The following is a 25,519-nucleotide window of genomic DNA, read 5'->3' as shown; positions in this document are numbered from 1 at the left end:
ACTCATATGGATTTTTTTACTGTCCTTCTGTTAATTCTCGTTGGTGCGGGTGGGGGCGTTGCCTTAGCAAATACATTACGCAAGCGTGCGGGTATCACCGATATTCAGCGCGATTCCGTGCTGTTACTGGAGCGGATTGAAAAGGTTTTTAAGGTAGTCATGGCCGAAGGCTACTTCTCTGAAATCTACAATTACCAGGATCAAAAAAAGATTTTATACTTACTCAATGACCCGAAAAAGGCAATGATCATTGCCAAGTCGAAAGTATTGGTGGGGTTCGATTTTGCCAAAATTCGATTTCAAACACCCGTTAATGGCGAAAAAAAACTGATCATTGAATCGTTTCCAGAGCCAGAAGTTCTCTCAATTGATACGGATTATAAATTTTATGACATTCAGGCCGGTATCCTGAACCATTTCAGCGGGGCCGATTACACTCAGATTCTGGACGAAGCTAAGCGAGCCATGAACGAGCGGGCCATGCAAAGTGATCTCCCAAAAATTGCCAACAATCAGATTCAGTACATGATGTATCAACTGGCGAGTTCGATGGGATGGCAACTGCAGCTCCCCGAAGCAGATCAGAAACAACTGGAAGCGCTGAAAGCTCAGGCAGAGGCCGATTCTCGGTTACCCAAGCAATTAAACTCTGGTAGTACTTTCGAAAGCTAAGGGCATGCTAACCAAATGCCTACTACGTTGTTAGGTAAAAAATGCTCTTATACTATGCGGTTTATTTACTTTCTCCTGCTACTCCCGCTTTTAACCAACGCTCAGTTAGACAATGATGCCGGGCAATTCTGCCGAGCAGGTAAGGTGCGCTACTTTGGGCGATTGGCCACGAATCCCAAAGCACGGATGGCCTATCCGGGTGACGCAACGATCGACGTTACGTATTACGGGCTTGACCTCCGCCTGACTCACACACCCAACAGCTTACGTGGAGCAGCAACTATCACACTTAAAAGTATAACCCCTGGCCTTACTAGCTTTTTTCTGGACTTAAACTCAACTACGGCAACGACTGGCGAGGGTCTTCACGTCGATTCAGTTAAGGTCGGCAATCAAAAAGTAACTTTCCAACACGCCCAGAATAAGCTCACGATTACCCTCCCACAATCCTTGTCCAATGGGCAATCCCTCACGCTAACCGTGTTTTATCAGGGCGTACCCAATAGTAGCGCTCAGGGCAGTTTTCGATTTGGCAGGCATGAGAATAACGCCGAACCGGCCATCTGGAGCTTAAGTGAGCCCTACGGCGCCCCCGATTGGTTTCCCTGTAAAGATACTCCTGCTGATAAAGCCGATTCGTCGGCGGTACGCATCACAGCACCCGCCCGCTTTGTATCCGTTTCCAACGGCAAACTTGTCAGCACGACTGATAATCCCGATGGAACGCGTACGTACTCCTGGAAGAACAGCTACCCCATCGCGCAGTACCTGATTTCGATTGCTATGTCGAATTATGAGCAGTTCGATACACCCTTCACATACGGAACGCAAACGATGCCCGTAACCCATTATATCTATCCAGAAATACTCCCACAGGTACATAGCAACCTCAGCTTGACTCCCACCATGTTGAGTTTGTTTTCTGATCGCTTTGGACCTTATCCATTTCTGCGCGAGAAATATGGACATGCTCAATTTGGAGAAGGAGGTGGCATGGAACATCAGACAATAAGCTCAATGGTCGTGGGCGCACTGACGCCCACGACCATTGCCCATGAGTTGGCTCATCAATGGTTCGGTGACAAGATTACCTGCCGCGATTGGCAGAACATATGGCTCAATGAAGGATTTGCCTCTTACGCAGAAGCTATTTATATAGAGTCGGTCAGGGACCAGTCAGGTTACCAATCGTATATGAGCAATTTTATGTCCAGCGCCCGCAATGCCCTGGGAAGCGTGTATGTGCAGGACATTAGCAATTTCAGCAATATTTTCAATCCATCTAGAAGCTATGCTAAAGGTGCAACTGTCCTGCATATGCTGCGGGGTATCGTCGGTGATAGCACCTTCTTTCGGATTCTAAAAACCTACGCTGCTACGCCCGCACTGGCTTATCAAAGTGCTGTGACAGAAGATTTTCAGGCTGTGGCGCAGCAGGTTTCAGGTAAGGATCTGGCTTACTTTTTTAAACAGTGGATTTATGGTGAAGGCTATCCAACTTATAAAGCCACCCTATCAGGTGGAACGTCAACTTCGACCGTAACGGTACGTTTAGAGCAGCGAAACGCAACGGCCAGCAACCCCAGTTCATTCACAATGCCAGTACAGATCAAGGTTCAGTCGGCCGCAGGGGATACAACCGTAACAGTGTTTAACGACCGTGCTGATCAAACGTTTTCGCTCCCTACAAAAGGAGCGGTAACGAGTGTCGTCGTTGATCCGAACAACTGGATTTTGAAAACGACTGAAAGCACCCCTATTATCACGGCTATATCAGAACCCCCACCTGGTGAGCTACGAGCCTATCCAAACCCAACAACAGAAACCCTTACGGTTGACTTTACGCAAACCCAGGCTGGGCCCGTTACGGTATCACTGACGAATCTACTGGGGCAGCGCGTGAGAACTTCCAGCGAATCGAATCTACGACCGGGTACTTATTCCTGGCCACTTAATTTACGTGGGTTAGCAACCGGACATTATACAGTCACAGTAGAAACACCGGCCGGCTTACAAAGTCGGTTAGTTTTAGTACACTGACCGCTTTGCCATTCATGCAAAAAGTAATAACGCTTATATTGATCACGCTCGGCATAGCAACGTCTGGCCTGGTCTTTGGACAGGATAAACTCGGTGTCACCCGTCATAATCATATATCCATTCATGTAAAAGACGTACCAACGAGTGCTGCTTTTTATCGCGATGTAATCGGTCTTAAGCCATTGGCCGTTCCCGACAATTTAAAAGCGATCCGGGCCTGGTTCGATCTTGGTAATGGCCAGCAGGTTCACCTTCTGGATGGCCGAACAGAGCAAATAACACACGACAAAAATGGTAGTCACTTTGCGTTGTTTGTAGAAGACATAAATAAATCAGAGCAATATTTAAAAGCCAAGAGCATACCCTATCATCGGCAAGTACGTTTCGATGGTATTGTTCAACTTTACTTTTCCGATTTGGATGGGTATCTGTTCGAACTGAATCAGGATAAACCAAAAGGCGAGACTGTCAGCAATTAATTGAGGGCACAGACGTAGCCAAGTCAACTTGGTCACAACGATAACGCTACTGGCCCCGACTCGCTATTCTCCTCTTGGCACAACCATTACTACGTCCTCTTTCTCAATCAATACCTGGCCCTCGGCCAGTCCTTTAGGCTTACGGACATATTTTCTAGGCGTCACCGTGACTGGACATAAACTGTCGGTTCGACGTTTGGAGTACCAGGCGGCTAACTCAGCAGCCCGTTCAATAACGTTCTTCGGAAATGGTTTACCAGCCTGGTACTTCACAATCACATGCGAGCCTGTAACATCGCGGGCATGCAGCCAGAGGTCTTCTTTGTAGGCAAATTTTTGCGTGAGCAGGTCATTATTTTTAGCGTTCCGCCCGATCAGTATACGAAACGAATCCTGAATCACTTCCTTAAATAAGGGAGCAGAATCACCAGTAGCCGTGGTATGACGATCCGCCAAATCAACCAGTAGATTGTGTTGTTTGATGTAACGGCGAAGTTCTTTCAGCGTCATAATTGGCTCTAAATCCGCTTTCTGTTGATCAATACGTATCAACTCGGCTTCACGCATGACAATCTGATCAGATAGGTGTTGCTCTTCAATCTTTTCATTCTTGGCTTTGCGGTAGAAATTCTCGGCGTTTTTCTGCGGGCTGAGGTCAGGCTTGAGCTTCAGCGTAATCGGTTGGTCACGATAAAAATCGTATAGGGTAATACGTTCAGGTGATTTGGAGCCCGGCACTTGAGGCACGTCATGCAAATTAGCCATCAAAATATGCCCCATCTCCTCATGACTGGCCCCCTCATCACGCAAGACAAGCCGCTCCATAGATGCCTCAATTTGTGCAACGGCCCGTTTCCTACGTTTTTCCAGCAATCGGAACAGGTTTGCCTTTTCGTGTTCGAATGTATTTAATCCATTGTAAGCAATATAGAAACGGCTGGACGCTTCGAGAGGATCCGTAAATTCTCGCTGTATATCACCCAGTGGCAATAAGCTAAGGGCGGGTTTGTGATCGAGCCGGGTCAGATAGTAACGAGGGTGTTCAAGTTGACGTAGTACGTTCTGAATAATGGCCCAGAGGTCATCCGCCCCCTGCTGTGTACTCTGTGCTTTTTGCTCCTCAATCCATCTATTCACTACTTTCCCAAACGTGGGAAATAACTTTTTGTAGTCAAAATCAGCCCGTTTGAAAGCCTCATAAGATTGATCAATTGGCCGGTCGAACGTATTGAGCATCAACTGCTCATCGGCTACCAATTGCTGATTGAACAGATCGATAACATGGTTTCCCTGGTAGGCTATCAGATTAGGACGATTTCCGAAGAATTTGAACAATAACAAGAAATCGTCTTCTAAAAGAATAGCTAAACAGCGTTCGTTCTGAAAGGATCGAACATCAACGACAACCCGTCCCTCACCAGTTGTTCCAACTACTGTTTCGAACAGATTTACACTGTTGGTACGAGCCCGTTGCACCGTCTCGGGAAACAACAATCCAGAGAAATCTGGCCGTAGAGTTGCTTTAATATAAAAGGGTTTGTAATAATTGATTTTACCCTTAGCCTGCGCAAAAACGAGAACTATTTCATCGCGGTCCTGACTAAAACACTCCATAAACCGGAGGCTTGGATCGAGCTTAATAGGCCCTTCTTCTAACTTGGTAAAACTACTTACTAAGTGCGATTTAAGCACTGGGGCAAGTTGTCTGAGGAAATAATAATTAGTGTGCATAATCCTGTAAAAGTACCTCCGTAACTACTTAGGCAATTCATTAAAAAACATCGAATTTCAGTAGAAAAGTATCAACAAAAAATAAGATTAATTCTAGCCATACAGCCTATAATTGCAGACAACTCATTGAATATCAAATATTTATTAATTTATTAACAATATAATAATTGCAATTTAACAAGAATTAACCAAATTTTAATTATAGCACCTCAATACGATTATCAAAATTTCTTTTTGAAATATGATTTAAACGGCATAATATTGATCCGTTTTAACAAATTTTAACCAACCTAATCTTCATGAAAACATCGTTCTACAGGTTTCTGCAGACCGCTTGTTTTGGGGCAGCCCTGCTGCTTTGGAGCTTAACTGCTTCTGCCCAAGACCGTCAGATAACCGGGAAAATTACTGGTGCCGATGGGCCAGTTCCTGGTGCTAACATTGTACTGAAAGGTACTCAGACAGGAACATCTTCCGACGCCAACGGTGACTTTAAATTGAGCGTACGAGGTAGCGACCCCTCTCTTGTTATTTCTGCTATTGGCTTTAAAACGCAGGAAATTGCAATCGGTAATCGTACAGTGTTAGAAGTCAAACTCGAAGATGATGCTACTGCGCTGAGTGAAGTAGTCGTAACGGGGTATTCTACTGAAAACCGCCGGGATGTAACGGGAGCTGTTTCGACTGTAAAACCAGCCCAATTAAAGGTTGTTCCGTCAACGAACGTTGAGCAGCAGCTACAGGGCCGCGTAGCCGGGTTAACCGTTATTACAAACGGGCAGCCAGGTACTACCAGCCAGGTTCGGGTGCGGGGATTTGGATCATTTGGCGGTAACCAGCCTCTATACGTAGTAGATGGTGTACCCACGCAGAGCATCCAATACATCGCTCCAGATGATATTGAAACAACCACTGTTTTAAAAGATGCTGCCTCTGCGTCCGTTTACGGAGCACGGGCCGCTTCTGGCGTTATTGTATTGACGACCAAGAAAGGTCAACGGCGGGCACAAAAACTGAGCATTAGCTACGACGGCTTATATGGTGTGACAGATCCAGGACATGGCCAGAAGATCCTGAATCCACAGGAGCAGGCTGACTGGACCTGGCAGGCTCGCCGAAACGATTTGTATCAGTCCGGTACTGCGGTTGGTCCTGATAGCTTTACTGGTATCGCTAACGGTCAGTATGGAACAGGACAAACACCTGTTCTACCAGATTATCTATTGGTAGGTAAACAAACAGGATTAGCGGCATCGGCAGTGGATTTAAATGCTGAGCGAGCTAACTATAATGTTAATCCTGCCAACGGCGCTATTTACAACGTCATTGCAGCCAACAAACAAGGCACCGACTGGTATAAAGAAATTACCCGCGTTGCCCCGCTGATGCGCCATACCCTGGGCTTTTCGGGCGGTACAGAATCAAGCCGTTACTACCTAAGCTTAGGTATGCAGCAACAGGCAGGTATCATAACGTACAATGATTTCTCCCGGTATACCTTCCGAGTAAATACCGAGTTTGATATAACCAAGAAACTGCGGTTCGGTGAGAATATTCAGTTTGCTTATGTATCAACTACAGGGCTACAGGGTAGTACAGGTAGTACATTGGGCAATGGCACGAACAACAACTCCAGCGTTGCTAATGACGAAAACGACATCCTGCTGGCTTTCCGTCAGGCGCCAATCATTCCGGTCTACAACGTGTTTGGTGGCTATGCGGGTACAGCGGCATCCGGTTTCAATAATGCGCGTAACCCAGTGGCTAACCGTATAGGTGCTAAGGATAACCTCAATTACAACCTTATTGCCTTTGGTAATGCTTATCTGGAGTACGATGTTATTCCAGCTTTAACACTCCGCAGTAGTCTTGGTGGTACGTATTTCAGCAATTACAGTAACTCGTATAACCGGGCTCAGTACGAAAACTCGGAGAATAATACGAACTATGTATACAACGAAGGAGCCAATGTTGGACTGGCATGGACTTTCACCAATACCGCCCAGTACAAGCAGAAATTTGGTATTCATGACATTAGTGTCCTGGCAGGTATTGAAGCATTAAATACAGGCAATGGTCGGGGAATTAGCGGCTCTGGCTTAAACCCAGCCATAACCGATCCTAACTACGTAACCATCGGTACAACTACGCCGGGCGCCACCCGTACCGTAAGCAGTTATTATGGAAAAGGAAACAATTTCTATTCACTGTTTGGTCAGGCTCGCTATACCTACAACGACAAATACATTTTAACGGGCGTTATTCGTCGTGATGGGTCTTCGCAGTTTGGACCGTCCAACCGTTATGGTGTGTTTCCAGCCGTTTCGGCAGCCTGGCGCCTTTCAGGGGAGGAATTCATGAAGAATTTACCCTGGATATCTGACTTAAAAGTTCGGGGAGGTTATGGCCTGATGGGTAACTCTAACTACCTGAGTGCAACGAACCAACTTACATTGTATGGTACCAATGCAGCGAACAGCTACGACATTACGGGCGCCAACACAGCTGTACAGTCAGGAAATTACCGCAGTCAAATCGGTAATCCCGACGCTAAATGGGAAACCAGCGTTACGTCTAACATTGGCGTTGATGGATCCTTCTTTAACAACAAGTTAGAAGTTGTACTTGATTTCTGGCAGAAAGACACGAAAGATCTGCTTTACCCATTGGCACTTCCAGGCGTAGTGGGTGTGCGGGCCAATGCACCTTATGTAAACGTAGCGAGTATGCGTAATAAAGGAATCGACCTTTTAATTACCAATCGCGGTAACGTAACGAACGATCTTAGTTATGAAGTTACAGCAGTTGGTAGCATACTGGATAACAAAATTACCGGTATTGCTCCATCGGTTCCCTTCTTCTACAATACTACGGGTAGTCAACGTTTGAGCACACCTGTGGTTCGGAATGAGCCAGGCCATGACCTTTCTTCTTTCTATGGATATAAGGTTGTCGGTTTGTTTAACAGCAAGGAAGAAGTATCTGCTGCGCCTTCGCAAAGTGGAGCTGCTCCAGGCCGCTTCCGCTATCAGGATACGAACGGAGACAAAGTTATCAATGACGACGACCGCGTATACCTTGGCAGTCCTATTCCGAAATTTACGGGTAGTATAACGCTTACACTTAAGTACAAAGGCTTTGACCTGAATACACAGGTGTATGCATCGCTGGGTAATTCAATCTTTAACAACTCAAAATGGTATACTGACTTCTACCCTTCTTTTCCAGGGGCAGCTGTTAGTGCTCGGGTGAAAGATTCGTGGTTGCCAACCCATACTGACACGAAAGTGCCAATTTTTGAAAACACGTCTAATTTCAGCACCAATCAGGTAGCTAATTCTTATTACGTGGAAAATGGCTCTTACGGTCGTATGCAATACTTAACCTTAGGGTATACGTTCCCTGCTACGCTGCTGGATCGTCTTAATCTGAGCCGGTTGAGACTGTCGCTTTCAGCAACCAATCTATTCACAATCACGAAATATAGTGGCTTAGATCCGGCTGTTGGTGGTTCAGCTGACCAGAACTTTGGGATTGATATTGGCAACTACCCTGTTACCCGGGGCTACAATGTTGGTTTAAGCTTCGGCTTCTAAACCAGATCACTATAAGGCAGGATGAGCAGTTCTTATAACTCGATCATCCTGTCATTAAAAGAACTATAATCATTTAATTTCTTAGTCAACTTGCACTATGAAAAATCCTATTACAAAAGGCACTGTAACCGCAGCTATGCTTACGTTGGTTTCATTCGCCTGTAGTGACAAATTCCTGGATGTACCAGCCACGGGTCAGTTAGCTCTAAGCCAGACGACCTCCAAGGCTGGGCTCGAGGCCTTACTTATCTCCTCGTATGCCCAATTAAATGGACGGGGATTCTCAAGAGCTGCCAGCTCATTCAACTGGGTACGCGGCAGTGTATCGGGGGGGGAGGCTAATAAAGGCTCTAACTCTGGTGATGGTGGGGGCAATACAAATTTTAACACCTTCCAGCGTTATGAGATTTTACCAACCAACGGTGATATCAATGATAAATGGCGGGGCATGTATGAAGGCATTAGCCGAGCCAATGCGGCAATCCGTGCGCTGGCCTCGGCAGGTCCTGACCTTACAGCAGCCGACAAAACACGTATAACGGCAGAAGCTCGTTTTTTACGGGCTCATTACCATTTTGAACTAAAACGTTCGTTCAATATGGCGCCTTATATAGATGAAACGCTGGACTATGGATCAGGTATTGAAAAGGTTACAAATACTACCGACATCTGGCCAAAAATTGAAGCGGACTTTAAATTTGCCGTCGATAATTTACCGGCAACACAGGGTGCAGTTGGTCGCGCAAATAAGTGGGCCGCAACCACCTATCTAGCCAAGACGTATCTGTATCAAAAGAAGTATACGGAGGCTAAGACCCTTTTCGACCAGGTTATCGCAAGTGGCACAACCAGCGATGGTAAGAAATACGGTCTGGTAGAAAATTATACGGACATTTTTAATGCGGCAAAAGATAACTCCCAGGAGTCGGTCTTTGCTATTCAGGCCGCCGTTAATACGGGCGATGTATCTAACTCTGCTCAGGAGCTGGATTTGAATTTTCCTTACAACACAGGGTCGAATGGGCCTGCTGGTTGCTGCGGATTCTTCGCTCCTAGCTTCGAATTAGCTAATTCATTCCGGGTTACTGCTACAGGCTTGCCTTTATTGGATGGTTCTTACAACACAGGTGCTAATCAATTAAAGAACGATCAGGGTATCGATTCGAAAACAACGTTTATACCAGATGCAGGTCCAGTTGACCCACGTCTGGACTGGTCGATAGGCCGCCGGGGTATTCCCTACTTAGATTGGCAGATTCACCCAGGTCTTGACTGGATTCGTGATCAGAGCTACGCCGGACCGTTTTCGCCTAAAAAGTTTGTCTATTACCGCTCGCAGGATAAAAGCCTGACCGATGGTAGCTCCTGGACCGATGGTTACTCTGCGATTAACTACAACATTATTCGTTTTGCTGATGTGTTGTTGATGGCCGCTGAAGTTGAGATAGAAGTAGGTAGCCTGGAAACAGCTCGTAACTACATCAACCAGGTTAGAACCCGTGCTGCCAATGCAGCTACCTGGGTAAAAACAGCCGACGGCAAGAATGCAGCAAACTATGTAATCAGTACGTACACCACGGCCTTTGCTAGTAAAGAGGCTGCCCGGACAGCGGTTCAGTTTGAGCGCAAGCTGGAGCTTTCGGGTGAAGGTCACCGTTTCTTTGACCTCGTTCGTTGGGGTATTGCTGCTCCTACGCTGAATGCGTTCCTGGCTTATGAAAGCGTGAAACTACCAACAGGATATTCAGGAGCTAAGTTTACGGCGGGTCGGGATGAATACTTTCCGATTCCACAAACACAGATCGACTATCAAGGTAAAGATGTCCTGAAGCAAAATCCAGGGTATTAATTCGATTAATCAAGAACAAAAGGGCCACTCTGATACGTATCAGAGTGGCCCTTTTGTTGTAAGAACAATATGCATTTCCACTTGGTTATTAGCCTACACAACAACTAGACAACGTTATGGCTAATCACAAAACCACAGACCAGCCGGGGTCTAAAGACTTGCAGGCTAATCATAAGCGGACCCGAAATCAGGAAGCTCATGATACGGGTAAAGATCGACCAAATGGAGAACGAACCATGCAGCCTTCTAATAAAAGTAAGCAGGGACCAGAAGATGATCACCAGGAAAATACAAAAACCAAAAGCGAACTTGCTGAAGAACGCGGTGGTCACGGTCACTCTGGACACAGCAGCAGTCGTAATGGGAGCCGTAAATAATAGCCGATAAGACAGTAGTTTTTGTATCCTCGCCTTTTTCATCTTCATAGAAGTAAAAAGGCGAGGATACAATTTTTATGAACGCTGACCTAAAGCAACTCAGTGCCGAGCTTCGGCAGGAACACAAGGATATTCTGGCCTACTGGCAGCGCTACGCCCCTGATCCTACAAATGATGGCTTCTATGGTCGGGTCAATTATCAGAACCAGCCCGACCCTAAAGCCGATAAAGGCATTGTACTGAATGCCCGGATTCTATGGACATTTTCGGCTGCCCTTCGCCATACGCAACACGACGACTACCGTGCCACAGCCGACAAGGCATTTCAGTACATCCAGCAACATTTCGTTGATCCTCAATACGGTGGAGTCTATTGGTCGGTCGATGCTATAGGCCAGCCGAAGTACCCGCTTAAGCATCTGTATGGACAAGCTTTCGCTCTTTACGGACTGAGCGAATACGCTCTCGCGACTGGCTCTACTCCTGCTCTATCGTTGGCAAAAGACCAGTTTCAGCATATGGTGAAGCACGCGTATGATCCTAAAAAAGGCGGTTTTGTAGAAGCGCTGGCTCAGAACTGGTCACCGGCGACAGATTACATTATCAGTAAGTACGATAATCAGGAAAGCAAAACGATGAACACGCATCTTCACATTCTGGAGGCTTTTACGTGTTTACATCGCGTTTGGCCAGATAAATCCGTGGCCGATCAGATTCGTGGCATGCTTCATATGTTTCTGGATCATATTATTGATCCGAAGAGCTACCGTATGAACCTTTTTATGGATAACGACTGGAAAATCAGGCGAACAGCGATTTCTTACGGCCACGACATTGAGGCCTCCTGGCTCCTACCAGAGGCCGCCGACGTACTGGCAGCTAAAAATCCAGCCGATAAACCACTGCAAAAAACGGTTCGGGACGTAGCGATAAAAATGGCACGGGCTGCCACTACGGGCTTTGACCCCAGTGACGGCGGTATGAATTATGAACTTGAACCCGATGGCCATCTAAATAAAGAACGCTCCTGGTGGGTACTGGCCGAAGCGATGGTAGGCTTCATGAATGCCTATCAACTTACGCACGAAAAACAGTTCTTAGATAAGTCCATAACTAGTTGGGATTTCATTAAGAAGTACTTGCTCGACCTCAAAAATGGCGAATGGTACAGTGGCGTCAGTGGTGATCATAAGATACTTGGCAACGATAAAATCAGCATGTGGAAATGCCCTTACCACAATAGTCGTTCCTGCCTCGAAATGCTCGAACGTATAGAGCATTTGCGGTAACCGAACCCGCAGCCCTTACTCAATGTTATTCATATAGAGACGCCTATCGACGCTGTTTCTGAATAAACTTTCTTTATCAGCTATTTTCCATCAGCCAGCCAATACGGATGGCTCTACATAATGCTTTACCCCAATACCTTAGAAAATAAATTAGGTTTCGATACCATCCGTGAACGGCTAAAAGACGCCTGTGTTAGTCCGCTGGGACAGGACTATGTCGATAAAATTCGCTTTACGGACAATGCCCAACTGATTGACAAGCTGCTACGTCAAACGACTGAATTCAAGCAGATTGTTCAATACGAAACTGATTTCCCAAACAGTAATTATATCGATGTTCGACCTCATTTAAATCGTGCCCGTGTTGAAGGGTTAGCCCTTACGGAAGCTGAGTTTTTTGATCTTAAACTGGCTTTACGGACGATTCAGGACTGTCTGCGATTTCTTGCCAAACGAGAGGAGGATAACAATTTTCCTTTCCTGCGCGAACTGGCCGGACCGGTGGGCGTCGATAAAAAACTGACGGATGCCATTGAGCGCGTTATCGACGACCGGGGTAATGTCCGGGATTCGGCCTCATCCGAACTGGCCAGTATTCGTCGTCGAATTATTAGTGAACAGGCTAATCTTCGTAAACGACTCGATAGCATTTTGCGCCAGGCCCGCCAAAATGGCTGGATTCCCGACGACCTTTCGCTGACGGTGCGTGGCGGACGGCTCGTTATTCCGATTGCCGCCGAGCACAAACGTAAGATTAAGGGATTCGTCCACGACGAGTCACAGACCGGTCAGACGGTGTTTATGGAACCGGCGGAGGTGTTCGACATGAACAACGAGATTCGCGAGCTGGAGTACGAAGAACGACGCGAAATTTATCGCATTCTATTGTCACTCACCGACCAGGTTCGACCCCATTTAGAGGATTTAAAACGAGCCGTCAACTTTCTGGCGCAGATTGACTTCATCAGAGCGAAAGCAAAACTGGCGATCGAGCTAGAGGCTATCATGCCTAAATTACATGAGCGGCCTTTCGTAAACTGGACCCATGCACGTCACCCATTATTATACCTGTCGTTCTCAAAACAGGGCAAGACCGTTGTGCCGCTTACCGTTCGACTGGATGAGAAAGCCCGTATTCTGATTATTTCTGGACCCAATGCCGGAGGTAAATCGGTAGCACTGAAAACTATTGGTCTCATACAGTACATGTTGCAATGCGGCTTGCTGGTTCCAATGGCCGACTATGCTGAAATGGGCGTTTTTCAGAACTTGTTTATTGACATTGGTGATGAACAATCGCTTGAAAATGACCTCAGTACGTACTCGTCGCATTTGACAGCGATGAAGCAGTTTCTGATCGGTGCCAACAAGCGAACGTTGTTTCTTATTGATGAATTCGGGACGGGTACGGAGCCGGGACTGGGTGGTGCCATTGCGGAGTCGATTCTGGAAGACCTAAATAAATCGGGCGCGTACGGCGTCGTGAATACCCACTACACCAATTTAAAAGTTGTTGCCGACAAAACACCGGGTCTCATCAATGGGGCCATGCGTTTCGATGGCGAACATCTGGAACCGCTCTATCAATTGGAAATTGGGCGACCTGGTTCGTCATTTGCGTTTGAAATCGCCCAGAAAATTGGCTTGCCCAAAGGCGTTATCGACCGCGCTAAAGATAAGTTGGGCAATCAACAGGTGAATTTCGAGAAACTGCTAAAGGAATTAGACATTGAAAAGCGTGTTTTTTCCGAGAAGAACCTCGAAATAAGCATCAATCAACGCAAGCTGGCTCAACAACTCGCCGAATATACCGCTCTGAAAACTCGCCTGGACAATGACCAGAAAAAGTTGATCAACGATGCCAAGGTGAAAGCTAAAACGCTGGTGCAGGAGGCTAACCAACGTATTGAAAGCACCATTCGGGAGATAAAAGAAAACAAAGCCGAGCGCGAACCAACCAAACAGATTCGGCAGGAACTGGAACGGTTTGAGCAGAAAGAACTGAAACCCGAACCACTGGTCCTTGAAGCGCCTAAACAGCCCGAAGAGGAGTTTGAGAAGGACAGTGGAGCCATTTCGGTCGGGAGTTATGTACGGGTCGTGGGCCAGAATACGATCGGTGAAGTGTTAGCGATGCGCGGAAAAGATGCTGAAATACGTATCGGTGATCTGAAGTCAAATGTCAAACTTAATCGGCTCGAAAAAGTCAGCAAGAAGACGTTTAAAGAGGCTACCGAAGTCCGGGACGACCGACCACGTTCGCAGGGGGTAGACATCAATGAGAAGATGCAGAACTTCAGTTTCAACCTCGATATTCGGGGCAAGCGGGGCGAAGAAGCGCTGGGTGAAGTCGATCGTTTTGTCGATGATGCGCTGATGCTTGGTTATCCTGAGCTACGTATCGTTCATGGCAAAGGCGACGGTATTCTGCGGACACTCGTGCGTAATCATCTGCGCGGTTACAAGCAGGTCAGTAAAATGGAAGACGAACACGCCGACCGGGGTGGTGCGGGCGTAACGATTGTAAAAATGAAATAATTTATAAAACACAGAGAAACAGAAATAGAGGATGTTCGAAGAACACAAAAAAGAAATAGCTCTGTTTTCTTCGTGCATCCTCCGTTTCTCTGTGTTCAAACCCAACTTATGAAAGCAGTAATTTTTGATATGGACGGTGTTATTGTGGATACGAATCCGCATCACCGGATAGCCTGGCGTGAATATTATCAGCGCAACGGAAAAACGTTAAGTGATGATGATTTTGTGCAGCATGTTTCAGGCAAGCACAACTCCGATATAGTAGCCCATCTATTTCCTGATCAGGCGCTTACATCTGAAGAAGTCGTGCGGTTGAGTAACGAAAAAGAAGCCCTGTTTCGGGAATTATACAGCGCTGCTATTACACCTGTTCCGGGAATCGTTGCGTTTTTACAAGTGCTGAAAGATGCCGGAATTCGCACGGCGGTGGCCACATCGGCACCCGTAGAGAATCTTGACTTCGTTATGGATGCGCTCAATATTCGTCAATACTTCGATGCGCTGTTAAACGAGAGCATGGTTAGCCATCCGAAACCCGACCCCGAAATTTACCAGAAAGCTATGGCGCTGCTCGGCGTCGAACCAGCCGACTGCGTCATTTTTGAAGACTCAATGACCGGCATTCAAGCCGCGAAAGCATCAGGAGCTAACGTAGTGGGTGTTGCAACCACCCAATCGCCTGATGAGTTAGCTCCCTTTGTAGATGATGTAATCCGGGATTTCACGGAAATGAGCCTCGACCGGGCACAACGGCTGGTTAAGGTTTTTTAACGCCTTTGCTACGTATTGATCCGATGAAACGCGTAATTTTACAATAATGACCGTGCCACGAGTATACTCCGTGGCACGGATTGTTTTAAAAGTTGATATGCGACATTATGTTATCTTTTCGCTGCTCCTGATAACCGCTTTCTGTTGGTCGAGCGATGTGTGGGCGCAGGGAAAGTATGTTATTGGAACAGTCGTTGATCAGACAACAAAAAAGGGCGTGGACCGCGCTACGGTCGTGAATCAGCGCACCCGGCAACGCGCCCGTACAAACGCTACGGGACGTTTTTTTCTGACGATTCAGCCGGGCGATTCATTAATTTTAACCAGTCAGCTTTATAACCGTACCGGCATTCGCTACGACGGCGGAGAGAATCCAACAATCGTTGCCCGCGCGTTACCGCCCATGCCTTATCGGGTGGTTGATCTTGATGAAGTTACCGTTACGGGTAAGCGCTACGAAGAGGTAAAACGTGAAATTAAGGAGATCCTTGATGAGCCGACAGCATCGAAAAAAGTAACGGGCGAGCAAGCTTTCGACCGACTGGCCGATGGCGCAGGCGTAACGTTATTGTATGAGATGTTTGGAAAAAGACCCAAATCGGACCGAAAAGCGTACTATATTATGCAGCAGGATCGGCGGCATGCGCTGGCGCTCGAACGATTCAGGCTGATGGTTGAACAATCAACCGATTTGAAAGCCGATGAGATAGACCGCTTCTTTGATTTCTGCGATTTTGACGATGAGTATCTTCTCAAAGTAGAAGACTACGATCTCATTAATACCATTCAGCAACTGCGTACCCGCTACCGAAACGGATTCAATCGCCCCAGCAAGCTTTCCTCCGATCCGAATCAATCAACGCCCAGGCAACGACAGTAGATCCTACCTATTTCGTTCTAACAACCGTAAGCTTTTTCATAAGCTCCTTTCGACTGGCCGTTGGAATCTGGATTGGTGTTTTATGATTTACCATAAACAGGTAATTACTCTCCAGGCGCTCCATATGATCCAGATTAATGAGCAGAGAGCGCGACAATCTGTAGAAATTTGGGGTAGAAAAATACTGTGCCAGATGACTCAGGTTTGTGCTTATGTGGTAGGGTACTATTTTGCTCGCCAGGAACAGCTTTACATACGACCCATCTGCTTTTAAATAAAGCACATCATCGGTGGCAATTTTTTCGTAGCCTTTATCCACCGGCAAATACAGGTAATCGGAACCGACGGCCTCAGCAGTGGGGGCTAGGTTATATTGATACTGATAATACGCCAACTCAATTTGCAACTTTAATTCCTCCTGTCGGAAGGGTTTAAGCAAATAAGCGGCCGGAAAGGTCTCTTTAGCCAAATGAAACGTTTGAGGCTCAGAATTTGCCGTCAGATAAATGATCGGCATCCTGTGATGGGCAAGAAGTGCTCTGGCTGTAGCAATACCGTTGCCTGTGGATTCTTTCAACTCGATGTCAATCAGGGCCAAATCCGGCAGATGACTCTTAACAGCCTTCACGGCCTGATCCAGATTACGGGCAATGGCAGTGATGCTATGACCAGCCTCCTGCAATGTTTCGCTGAGGTCCATTGCCGTAATGGTTTCATCTTCTACAATCAGGATCTTCAGCGAGTTCATACCATTTTAACGTTTAAATTCCATCATAAACGTAGTGCCTTTGGCTACTGCTTTTTCACCCGAACGGAACCGATACGTACCGTAAAGCTGATCGACCTGTGCCTGAATTAACGTCATTCCAAATGAATCAGTTTTGGTAATCATGCCCCCTTCTATTCCAGGCCCATTGTCTTCAACCGTAAGCTCTATTTTATTATGCTTCAGGTAGCATGTAATGCACAAAAAAGGCGATTCATTATCTGGAAATGCATACTTACAGGCATTGGTTATCAATTCGTTTAATATTAGCCCCAGTGAAATTGCTTTATCGGCAGAAAGATTAATGTCGTCAATGGCAAACTCTAATTTTATAAACAGATAACCAAACGCCTTCAGTACCCCGGCGGTCAATTCTTTTATAAACTCATCAAGATTGACTTCGGCTAATTTGTCTCCATCATATAGTCTTCGGTGAATTATGGCCATTGACTGCACCCGAAGGCGACTTTCTTCAACCGCTTTTCTAGCGACTTCATCTGTCAGTCGCTTGGCTTGCAGGTTTAACAGGCTCGAAACTATCTGTAAATTATTTTTGACACGGTGATTTTGCTCCTTGAGTAGCACTTCATTGCGGTGACTGATACGTTGATTTTTACGATAGAGCCGAAAGAAAACGATGCTCATGCCCAATGCCATTATCAATAAAGCAGAAACAGCATACGTGAAGCGTCGCTGTGTAAGCAGAGTCTGGTTTTTTAGGGCAATCTCCTGATTCTTGGCGTTTAAAATAGCTTCTTTTTTTTCAGTTTCATACTCCACACTCAGGCGGGTAATTGCGCCGTCGCGGTCGGCCAGAAGCTTGATTCTTTCTAAGTCATTAAACTTCCGCAAGTGCTCAAAAGCCTGTTTCCACAATCGTGACGTCTCGTAATAGTTGACGAAATTATCTTCCATGACCAGGTTGATGTCATATTCATTCATCTTTTTGCCGACATATAGCTTTTCAGCTTTTTCCAGTGTTTGAATCGCTCGTTCAGGCTTGCCAAACGTCAAGTAAGCTGATGCCAGATGAATCATTGTATTTACCCGGATACCATCTTTATTTTTAAGCGTAAACAGATGGAGTGCCTTTTCGAGATAATCGATTGCCCGTGGATCTTTAACCCGCGTAAAAAGTGTCCCTAATTCAAGGCTTACCTCTGCAATACCCGCTGTATCGTTTAATTTTTTTGACAGGAACTCTCGCTTTGTGTAATAGAAAAGAGCCTTATTATAATCCGATTGCCTGCCAGGTAATTGCCCATTCCACAGCGTTTCATAAATGTGGGCCAACGCGCCATAGGAACGTATCAAAGCCAGGTCTTTTTCCAACTTAATACGTTGGGCAACCTGTAAGGAAAGAGCAGCGTAGTGTAATGCCTGTTTTACATGGCCTAATCGTTGTTCATTTTCACATAGGCGCACATACAACCGACTCAATTCAAAAGAGTTACCTAATGGTTCGTGAATACGTAGTGATTTTAAAAAATAACTCTGCGCAGTAAGATAGTCGGCCGCAAAAACATACGCTTTTCCGTACAGGTACCAGGCTTCGGCCAATAACCGTGGATCGTGGTGCTGCCTGGCTTCCTGCTCTACTTCTCTGGCTCTCCGTATTCTGTCAGGATCGACCTGCAAATGGGGTGTTTTTTGCGCCATACTCACGCCTGAAACACATATCCACAACACGAATATGTACCGGAAGCAAGAGCCCAAGCGAGGTATTGAGAAAGTTTTCAAAAGAGGTATACTGACTGGCGGTACGTACCAAATTTAAGAAAACAGCCGGGGTTTCTCAAACTATTTCCCCACAAGAAAAATGTACTATTCTACAAGAAAAAGCCGATGATTGGCGAAGGTGCTATTGCCATTCAGCGCCAAATAAAGCAAATTTGAGTAGGCCCAAAACGAAAAACATAGGTGGCTCATTTAATTCATCTTTTGTCCGTAGCTTGTTAGTGCGCTTTCTGCTACTGTTCACACTGTTCAATAAATGAATTTATACACTACTAACTTTAACTTAAGTATCCATATAGAAACATAATTACTTTTCACACAGAGCTGCCAGTCGCTCTCCCTTTAGTCAAAAACATACTACCGTATTTCATACTAATAGCCTACTAGATCATTCCATTTTACTGGCGCATTTTTTCTACTAATTAGGAGACGACGGTGGGGGATACAACAATGGTATCTCCCACCTGAATCGTCCCGCCTTTTATCACTTTTGCAGTCAGGCCACCGTGTCCGCGCATAGCATTGTAGCCGCCAGGGCCAAGCGCAATTTCCATTTTCGAGCAGGGATGACACTGCCCCGTAATTTGCAGCACTACATCACCAATCTGAATCTGGTGGTCTTTCAGGGCCAGTAGATTTAGCCCCGATACAGCGATGTTTCGACGTAGCACTCCAGGATCAAGTGTGTCGCGACCTGTTAGGGCAGCCACCACGGGAAGATGCTCAGCCTGAATGAGGGTGACGTGACGATTACCGCTTTGGCCGCTGTAATGATCGCTAAGAATGCCTTTTTTCTCCGTAACCGTGATCGTTTGTACGACTTGTACGGGTTCCCGCCGTTCGGGTCTAATGCCGATCCACTCCACCCGGCCCGTGCGGGGAAATACGTCGAAAAGATCTTTTATATTTTGCATATCGTCTGAACCGGGATTTTCAGGATTAGTTTGATTGCCCTGATTTATAAAGCACAAAATCATAGGCAGTCGAACTAATCACAAAACTTCGAATTCAGACATAATTCACGTATCTGTTCTCCACCGTCCCATCGGCAAATAAATCCACTACGGCATATCCCGCTGCGGTATGGTGGTACTTGCCAAACCACCAGGCTCCACTGACGGCCCCGTTGCAGAAATAGGAAACACCATTGTAGTCCACCCGGTCCGTTAAATGAATATGGCCGCTGAGGGCGGCCTTTACGTTAGGATAACGGTTAAAAAGGTCAGTGATACGTACTGTATCGCTATGCATCCAGCGAGCCGGTACGTTCCAGTTTTCGCCCGCGAAACGTTGCCCGTCGAAAAATACACAGGCCGCCAGGATCGGTACGTGAGACACCACCAAAACCGGCGTTTCGGCGGGTGTATTTTTCAGGTCAGTTTCCAGCCAGTGAAATTGTTCTTCATCCAGACAGGCCGTATACCATCTCCCATCAGCTTTGGGCTGTACGCTGTCTAAAACCATGATGTGCCAGCCATTTTGTGTGAAACTGTAGTAGCGTTTGGGCATTTGCAACTCGTCCATCGCCCATTGCCGACCATCGTGAAAAGAGGCCTGGGTTTCTTCCCGACACCAGATGTCATGATTACCAACACAGTTCACAATGGGCATTGCATTTTCACTACGCAGCACGTTCTGGTACATTTTCCACTGCCGCTTCACGCTGTCCTGACCACGGCCGTGGGCTTCCATAATGGCATCCCCCCCATTGAAAATCAAATCGGGTTTGTCCACCATTCCCTGAACATGATGCAAGCATTTCTCGAAGCCTTTGGCCGCGCCAACCAGTGGCTGCATGTGCACATCGGTCAGGTGGGCAATGCGCATCACCCGTTGTTTGGATGGTACTTGCTGAGCAATGAGTTGATTAGTTACAGAAAGAGCCGCGAAGCCCGCACCCACCCGTCTTACTACGTCCCGACGATTCATGCATGCGTATGTTGGTTTACGCAAAGTAAGGCTTCATCCGCGATGAGTCTGTTACGTCTATTTTATGGTTCTGTTAGCTAATTAATACATTCACAGCCCTTTATTCATAAATAGCCAATCTGAACCGGGATTTAGCTGATTTAAGGATTTTCAGGATTTTGTTAATCGCTTCCCTTGAAAGCCAATTGAGGCAAAATCAGATTAATCTCTAAATCAGCTAAATCCCGGTTCTGACTTACCGCCCAAACTTCAACGTTGTACCAATTCGGAAGCCTACCCCTTTATACGTAGCGTCCTGCCACTGCGAAATAACTTCCACCCGGAAGAAGGGAAGCACCTGCGGAATGATGCCATCCAGACCATACCCAACTTCGGTGTAATGCTTCGAGCTGGGTGTGTAGAGGTAATGAACGAACAGGTTTTCTTTCAGACCAATCAACCGAATAAGGGTTAGCTGTGTAATGAAAAACTTGCGAAACTCCGCCAATACGTGCCCTTCAGCGAAGCGTTGACCCGTACTGTATTGATAATAAGGCAACAGCCGGAAGCTCGACACCACATCGCCCTGCTGAAAGAAAAACTGGTTGCCTGCGAAGTGCTTAAAGTCAGGAAAATACAATTTTCGGTCGTTCAGGAATGTTCCGGCGCTGAGTTGATAATTGAGCCGGCTACGGATACCCGTCTCGAACGAGTGACTGATACTAGCCTGGAGAAAATCATAGTCCGTATCTATCATAGCCTTACGGTAATTCAGGGTTATCAGCGGGCTTTCGTTGTCGCGCCGGGCAATGCGTCTGCCATTGCGAATCGTGTATTGCATTGCCTGAAGCCGAGCCGAAGCCGTTAGGTTCAGTATCAGCGCATTGTGGGTTGGGAAGGCAGTTGTCGTTACTTCCTCGTTATCTGGACGATTGGGCGTGTAAACGCGATTTTTCCAGTTGATCCAGGGAGAAAGGTCTTCTTTATAATTCGTCAGTTCACTACGTTGCGCGTATTCCAGACTACCAGCCAGCGTGATTCGGCTCTTGAAGGGCGAAGCCGTAACGGTCAGATTCAGGAAATCTTTTTGATAGAGTTTCGCAAAATTCTGCTCAAACAGCAGCGTCGTCAGGGAATTTAGAAACGGGCTGATTGGGTTGTCCAGATTAAATTGATATAAATACCGCCCGCCTGACAAACCGATACGTGTCGCTTTGTATTGATAACTCGCCTGTCCATAGCCCACAAACTGCTTCCGCCCAAACTCATACCGGCCCGTACCGCCAATATTCCATTCACCAAGGGCAATTTGCCGGAACCGACTAATTGAATCGACTTTCGCCCGGTACCGAAAATTCAAAGCTCCTTCAAGCGTGTATCCTTCCACCGTATTGTATTCTATCCGCGCCAGAGGACTGGTATAAATCAGCGCGCTGTGCTTGTTCAACTGCCACGTATGGCCACTCAGCAATTGCCCGGCGGAGAATTTATTGGGTGACTTCTTCTTAGTACTGTCGCGTCGGGTGGTATCAACCGTCCCCGGCGCTTTGATTTCACGGACTAAACCCAAGCTGTCGGCTTTATGGTAGCTTTTGATCTCGGCCGTTGTCAGCGGCACCGAACGTAGTGAATCCCAGAAGACATTCGAGCGTCTTCGCGCCAGTGAATCAATCACCAATGAATCATCACGCACAACTGCTACGTCCTCTTTCCGCTTTTTGCGCGCTTCTTTCTCCTGTTTTTCATATTCCTTGACAAGCTGACGTAAGTTCTTGGTCGAGAACTCCTTTTGTTTTTTCACGAGGTCATCGAGCGGCTTGCCTTTAATATCACTCCTGGAAAGCGTATTAGCCGGTGGCGCTTTTTTCTCATCCGTCACCTCAATATCTTCCACGAAGGCCGGATTGACAACAAATTCGCTGAATGTCAGATTGCGGATATAATAGCCTGTGGCCTTCACGCCCAGGTATGAACCTTTCCCTTCGTAGCGCTGATTCGTGGGCATCCAGACGCCTTGTATCGGGCTGCACACATGCCGAACCGTGATTGAAACCCCGATGTTATTGACCGTTTCCAATTGCAGACTATGGATGGCCCAGGTGTTTTCAAGAATGTAAATTGTTCCACGAAACACGCCCTCGCCGTACTGCCTTGGAATAACCTGAATCTTGCTCACCTCCACTGTTTTTCCATCCGGGCCAGGTTCCCGAAAGGTGCCTTTATACTCAAATTTATAATAAGCAAACGCTTTCGGCGACAGGGGCGACACCGTATTGGCAATGGTGGGGCTATAAAAACTGGCGTTGTAAAACTGGTTGGGACTCAAGAAATCACCTTGCGAGTTTCGGTTGGCAATGATACGTTGCCGGAACGTATTGGGCTGACTGAACGAGACTTCGGCTACCGTTTCGTTTAGCATCGGCACGCCCACCTTAAAATTGGCCTCCTTTTCGGCTTCCTTCAATTGCTTCCGGAATGCCATTTCGGCCAGATTGGGCAGGTCGATCACTGTAAACGACGATTTTGTATACACCCGCGCCTTAAACCGCTGTACCTGCAACTGGTGGAATCGGCTCTTGGCAATGGCACGGCGCATGATGGTATAGGCGGGGTCTTCGTTGCCCGCTTTTGTCTGCACTTCGGCTAATCGGAACGCCTGCTCTTCCAGCGTAGCGTCCAACGTAGTAAAACCCGTTGCAATTTCGGCAGGCTTCTGAATCGTCTGAAAACCAAGATACTGAAACACAATCTCGTATTTACCCGGTGCCAGCGCGATTTCGTAACGCCCTTCAGCATTGGTAATGGTTCCTTTGGGCCGGGCCGACGTTTCGGTTCCTTTTACGATCACAGCCGCAAACGGCAACGCTTCACCCTGCGCATTTTTGACCGTACCACGCAGACCCGTCTGTGCACTGGTTATTGTCGAATAAAGGGCAAAAAATAAAATCAGTATAGCGTTTTTCATTAAGCAGCGTAATTGAAGCAGCATTGCGAATGTACTCATCAAACGAACCGTCTTTCCTATTTTTTCAATCATTGGCAGAATTTTAACGACAAATGGTTAAAACGATTCATCATCAGCAAGATGCGAACGAAATCGGAAGCGTTGCCTGAGCGAGTTGTTAAAAACATATAAACGTATCCAGGTCTTTCGCTCAGAGCCGTGCCACGGTTCATCGAGCGTCATTATAAACCGTGGCACGGCTCTGAGCGAAAGACCTGGTATCAAACGACAGCTGGCTCAAATGAAAAGTCTAAAAATGCTTGCCTACTCTACCGAATGATTTAAATTGTGGCCATGAAACATAGCATATTATGGTTTGCGGCCTGTTTTTTTGTTATTAATTCGGGATTTGCCCAATCGACAAATGGTGCTGGAGGAACGAATTTACCCCGAGTCGCCATAGCTGGCTTAGGCATCGAATCCAGTACATTCTCTCCGGCCGTTACCCATGAAGAAGCCTTCCATGCGCGCTACGGGCCTGAGGTGTTCAATGCCTATCCATTTATGATGGCCATATCGCCCCTGCGCAAACAGGCCATCTGGCTCCCTACCGTCGTGGGCAAATCCCTGCCTGGTGGAGCTGTGACCCGGGAGGCTTACGAATCACTGGTCAACAAAGCGCTGGATTCGCTCAAAAAGTATGGTCCCTACGATGGGTTATATTTTGATATACATGGGGCTATGAGCGTTGTCGGCCTGGACGATCCCGAAGGCGATTTCCTGACCCGAATCAGGAAAGTAATCGGTTTCAAGACTCTCGTTTCCACGTCAATGGACTTACACGGTAACGTATCATGGCGCCTGGCCCAAAACTCTGATTTGATTACCTGCTACCGAATGGCTCCCCATGAAGATGCGATGCAAACCAAGGAGCGAGCGGTGGCGAATCTGCTGGAGCGCCTGAAAACCGGGAAAGGCAAACCAGCTTATAAAGCCTGGATACCCGTACCCATTCTGTTGCCAGGCGAAAAAACAAGTACGCGCATCGAGCCAGGCAAAAGCCTTTATCACGAAGTGGAACCCATTGCCGATCATAAGGATGGAATTGTCGATGCGGCCATATGGATAGGCTATGCCTGGGCGGATGAACCACGCAATCACGCCGTTGTGATGGTAACCGGTGATGATAAGACAAAAGTAACTCAGGCCGCCGAGAAGTTGGCCCTGGATTTCTGGAGCGTACGCAACCAGTTTGATTTTGTAGCGCCAACCGGTACGTTGGAAAAATGCCTGACGAATGCCTTTGCCAGCCAAAAACATCCTTTTTTCATAAGCGATACCGGCGATAACCCGACGGCAGGTGGTGCGGGCGACGTGACCTGGACGCTCACTCAGCTACTCGCTCGTCCGGAGTTTCAGCGGGCGGATGGCCCTTCGTTAATTTATGCATCAATTCCTGACCCGGAACTGGTAAAAAAGGCGATTGCTGCGGGTGTCGGCGGAACCGTTGAGGGCAAAGCAGGCGCGATTGTAGACCACCGTTTTGCCCCGCCGGTTCCGCTTAAAGGCACAGTGGAGTCGATTGTCAAGGGCGACAAAGACGCCGAGGTGGAAGTGGTTGTGAAAGTGGGAAGTGTGCATGTTATCGTTACCCAAAAACGTAAGCCCTATCATAAGGAAAAGGATTTCACCAACCTGGGTCTTAGCCCCCGAAAATCTGATATTGTTGTTGTAAAGATTGGCTATCTCGAACCAGAATTATACGCGATGCAGGCCGACTGGATTATGGCCTTAACACCCGGTGGAGTCGATCAGGATTTATTCCGGCTCCCCTACAAACGCATTAAGCGCCCTATGTTTCCTTTCGATAAAGACATGAAAAAGCCAGATCTGTCCGCTCAGTTCGTGCCCGTATCCGGCGAGCCCAAATAGCCGTCAATCG

Annotated in this window: 17 protein-coding genes; 11 read left to right on the top strand and 6 right to left on the bottom strand. The window is 47.0% G+C overall.

All coding sequences use genetic code 11. From position 1 onward, the window contains the following. Positions 1-6: 6 nt before the first annotated feature. The 3 genes from ACYVEA_RS17800 to ACYVEA_RS17790 are packed head-to-tail and all read left to right on the top strand — an operon-like array spanning position 7 to position 3,191. A complete protein-coding gene (locus tag ACYVEA_RS17800) occupies positions 7-672 on the top strand; it encodes a DUF4230 domain-containing protein (protein WP_461114781.1) in 666 nt (221 codons plus the stop codon). A 54-nt stretch (positions 673-726) separates the two neighbouring features. Continuing rightward, on the top strand, positions 727-2,712 hold the full coding sequence (locus tag ACYVEA_RS17795; RefSeq protein WP_461114780.1) for a M1 family aminopeptidase: 1,986 nt from the start codon (positions 727-729) through the stop codon (positions 2,710-2,712). 14 nt (positions 2,713-2,726) lie between these two features. Then, on the top strand, positions 2,727-3,191 hold the full coding sequence (locus ACYVEA_RS17790) for a VOC family protein (RefSeq protein WP_461114779.1): 465 nt from the start codon (positions 2,727-2,729) through the stop codon (positions 3,189-3,191). Positions 3,192-3,254: 63 nt separating this feature from the next. Here ACYVEA_RS17790 and ACYVEA_RS17785 read toward each other — a convergent pair whose 3' ends face one another. Continuing rightward, a complete protein-coding gene (locus ACYVEA_RS17785) occupies positions 3,255-4,883 on the bottom strand; it encodes an NFACT RNA binding domain-containing protein (protein WP_461114778.1) in 1,629 nt (542 codons plus the stop codon). A 338-nt stretch (positions 4,884-5,221) separates the two neighbouring features. Here ACYVEA_RS17785 and ACYVEA_RS17780 point away from each other — a divergent pair, with 338 nt between their 5' ends. The 7 genes from ACYVEA_RS17780 to ACYVEA_RS17750 all read left to right on the top strand — a co-directional run bounded on the left by ACYVEA_RS17780 (position 5,222) and on the right by ACYVEA_RS17750 (position 16,222). Then, complete coding sequence (locus ACYVEA_RS17780; RefSeq protein WP_461114777.1) at positions 5,222-8,518, top strand: SusC/RagA family TonB-linked outer membrane protein; 3,297 nt, start codon at positions 5,222-5,224, stop codon at positions 8,516-8,518. Positions 8,519-8,615: 97 nt separating this feature from the next. Further along, positions 8,616-10,367: a RagB/SusD family nutrient uptake outer membrane protein gene (locus ACYVEA_RS17775; protein ID WP_461114776.1), complete on the top strand. Its 1,752-nt coding sequence runs from the start codon at positions 8,616-8,618 to the stop codon at positions 10,365-10,367. A gap of 116 nt (positions 10,368-10,483) precedes the next feature. Then, a complete protein-coding gene (locus ACYVEA_RS17770; RefSeq protein ID WP_461114775.1) occupies positions 10,484-10,744 on the top strand; it encodes a hypothetical protein in 261 nt (86 codons plus the stop codon). Between the two features lie 77 nt (positions 10,745-10,821). Continuing rightward, positions 10,822-12,033 (top strand): AGE family epimerase/isomerase, encoded by a 1,212-nt coding sequence (locus ACYVEA_RS17765; RefSeq protein WP_461114774.1) that lies wholly within the window; start codon positions 10,822-10,824, stop codon positions 12,031-12,033. A gap of 120 nt (positions 12,034-12,153) precedes the next feature. Beyond that, positions 12,154-14,571, top strand: a complete 2,418-nt coding sequence (locus ACYVEA_RS17760) for an endonuclease MutS2 (protein ID WP_461114773.1) — start codon at positions 12,154-12,156, stop codon at positions 14,569-14,571. 108 nt (positions 14,572-14,679) lie between these two features. Further along, entirely contained in the window at positions 14,680-15,342 is a 663-nt protein-coding gene (locus ACYVEA_RS17755; RefSeq protein WP_461114772.1) for an HAD family hydrolase, read from the top strand. Between the two features lie 97 nt (positions 15,343-15,439). Then, on the top strand, positions 15,440-16,222 hold the full coding sequence (locus ACYVEA_RS17750; protein WP_461114771.1) for a peptidase associated/transthyretin-like domain-containing protein: 783 nt from the start codon (positions 15,440-15,442) through the stop codon (positions 16,220-16,222). A 7-nt stretch (positions 16,223-16,229) separates the two neighbouring features. Here the strand turns inward: ACYVEA_RS17750 and ACYVEA_RS17745 are convergent, their stop codons facing one another. The 5 genes from ACYVEA_RS17745 to ACYVEA_RS17725 form a co-directional block, all read right to left on the bottom strand. Further along, entirely contained in the window at positions 16,230-16,970 is a 741-nt protein-coding gene (locus tag ACYVEA_RS17745; protein ID WP_461114770.1) for a LytR/AlgR family response regulator transcription factor, read from the bottom strand. Positions 16,971-16,976: 6 nt separating this feature from the next. Further along, positions 16,977-18,647, bottom strand: a complete 1,671-nt coding sequence (locus ACYVEA_RS17740) for a sensor histidine kinase (RefSeq protein WP_461114769.1) — start codon at positions 18,645-18,647, stop codon at positions 16,977-16,979. 500 nt (positions 18,648-19,147) lie between these two features. Next, positions 19,148-19,639, bottom strand: a complete 492-nt coding sequence (locus ACYVEA_RS17735) for an MOSC domain-containing protein (protein WP_461114768.1) — start codon at positions 19,637-19,639, stop codon at positions 19,148-19,150. A 94-nt stretch (positions 19,640-19,733) separates the two neighbouring features. Beyond that, positions 19,734-20,654 (bottom strand): metallophosphoesterase family protein, encoded by a 921-nt coding sequence (locus ACYVEA_RS17730; protein WP_461114767.1) that lies wholly within the window; start codon positions 20,652-20,654, stop codon positions 19,734-19,736. A 235-nt stretch (positions 20,655-20,889) separates the two neighbouring features. After that, on the bottom strand, positions 20,890-23,598 hold the full coding sequence (locus ACYVEA_RS17725; RefSeq protein ID WP_461114766.1) for a DUF5686 and carboxypeptidase regulatory-like domain-containing protein: 2,709 nt from the start codon (positions 23,596-23,598) through the stop codon (positions 20,890-20,892). A gap of 333 nt (positions 23,599-23,931) precedes the next feature. Here ACYVEA_RS17725 and ACYVEA_RS17720 point away from each other — a divergent pair, with 333 nt between their 5' ends. Continuing rightward, positions 23,932-25,509, top strand: a complete 1,578-nt coding sequence (locus ACYVEA_RS17720; RefSeq protein WP_461114765.1) for a M81 family metallopeptidase — start codon at positions 23,932-23,934, stop codon at positions 25,507-25,509. Positions 25,510-25,519 lie beyond the last annotated feature (10 nt).

The organism is Spirosoma jeollabukense, from assembly GCF_054777855.1.
Note: the sequence above shows the minus strand (reverse complement) of the source record. Positions and strands in the feature narration are given on the sequence as shown.

Excerpts from the sequence above, each read along its gene's own strand:
- ACYVEA_RS17800 (WP_461114781.1), top strand. The coding sequence starts at position 7 with ATGGATTTTTTTACTGTCCTTCTGTTAATTCTCGTTGGTGCGGGTGGG.
- ACYVEA_RS17795 (WP_461114780.1), top strand. The coding sequence starts at position 727 with ATGCGGTTTATTTACTTTCTCCTGCTACTCCCGCTTTTAACCAACGCT.
- ACYVEA_RS17790 (WP_461114779.1), top strand. The coding sequence starts at position 2,727 with ATGCAAAAAGTAATAACGCTTATATTGATCACGCTCGGCATAGCAACG.
- ACYVEA_RS17780 (WP_461114777.1), top strand. The coding sequence starts at position 5,222 with ATGAAAACATCGTTCTACAGGTTTCTGCAGACCGCTTGTTTTGGGGCA.
- ACYVEA_RS17775 (WP_461114776.1), top strand. The coding sequence starts at position 8,616 with ATGAAAAATCCTATTACAAAAGGCACTGTAACCGCAGCTATGCTTACG.
- ACYVEA_RS17770 (WP_461114775.1), top strand. The coding sequence starts at position 10,484 with ATGGCTAATCACAAAACCACAGACCAGCCGGGGTCTAAAGACTTGCAG.
- ACYVEA_RS17765 (WP_461114774.1), top strand. The coding sequence starts at position 10,822 with ATGAACGCTGACCTAAAGCAACTCAGTGCCGAGCTTCGGCAGGAACAC.
- ACYVEA_RS17760 (WP_461114773.1), top strand. The coding sequence starts at position 12,154 with ATGCTTTACCCCAATACCTTAGAAAATAAATTAGGTTTCGATACCATC.
- ACYVEA_RS17755 (WP_461114772.1), top strand. The coding sequence starts at position 14,680 with ATGAAAGCAGTAATTTTTGATATGGACGGTGTTATTGTGGATACGAAT.
- ACYVEA_RS17750 (WP_461114771.1), top strand. The coding sequence starts at position 15,440 with ATGCGACATTATGTTATCTTTTCGCTGCTCCTGATAACCGCTTTCTGT.
- ACYVEA_RS17745 (WP_461114770.1), bottom strand. The coding sequence starts at position 16,970 with ATGAACTCGCTGAAGATCCTGATTGTAGAAGATGAAACCATTACGGCA.
- ACYVEA_RS17740 (WP_461114769.1), bottom strand. The coding sequence starts at position 18,647 with ATGGCGCAAAAAACACCCCATTTGCAGGTCGATCCTGACAGAATACGG.
- ACYVEA_RS17735 (WP_461114768.1), bottom strand. The coding sequence starts at position 19,639 with ATGCAAAATATAAAAGATCTTTTCGACGTATTTCCCCGCACGGGCCGG.
- ACYVEA_RS17730 (WP_461114767.1), bottom strand. The coding sequence starts at position 20,654 with ATGAATCGTCGGGACGTAGTAAGACGGGTGGGTGCGGGCTTCGCGGCT.
- ACYVEA_RS17725 (WP_461114766.1), bottom strand. The coding sequence starts at position 23,598 with ATGAAAAACGCTATACTGATTTTATTTTTTGCCCTTTATTCGACAATA.
- ACYVEA_RS17720 (WP_461114765.1), top strand. The coding sequence starts at position 23,932 with ATGAAACATAGCATATTATGGTTTGCGGCCTGTTTTTTTGTTATTAAT.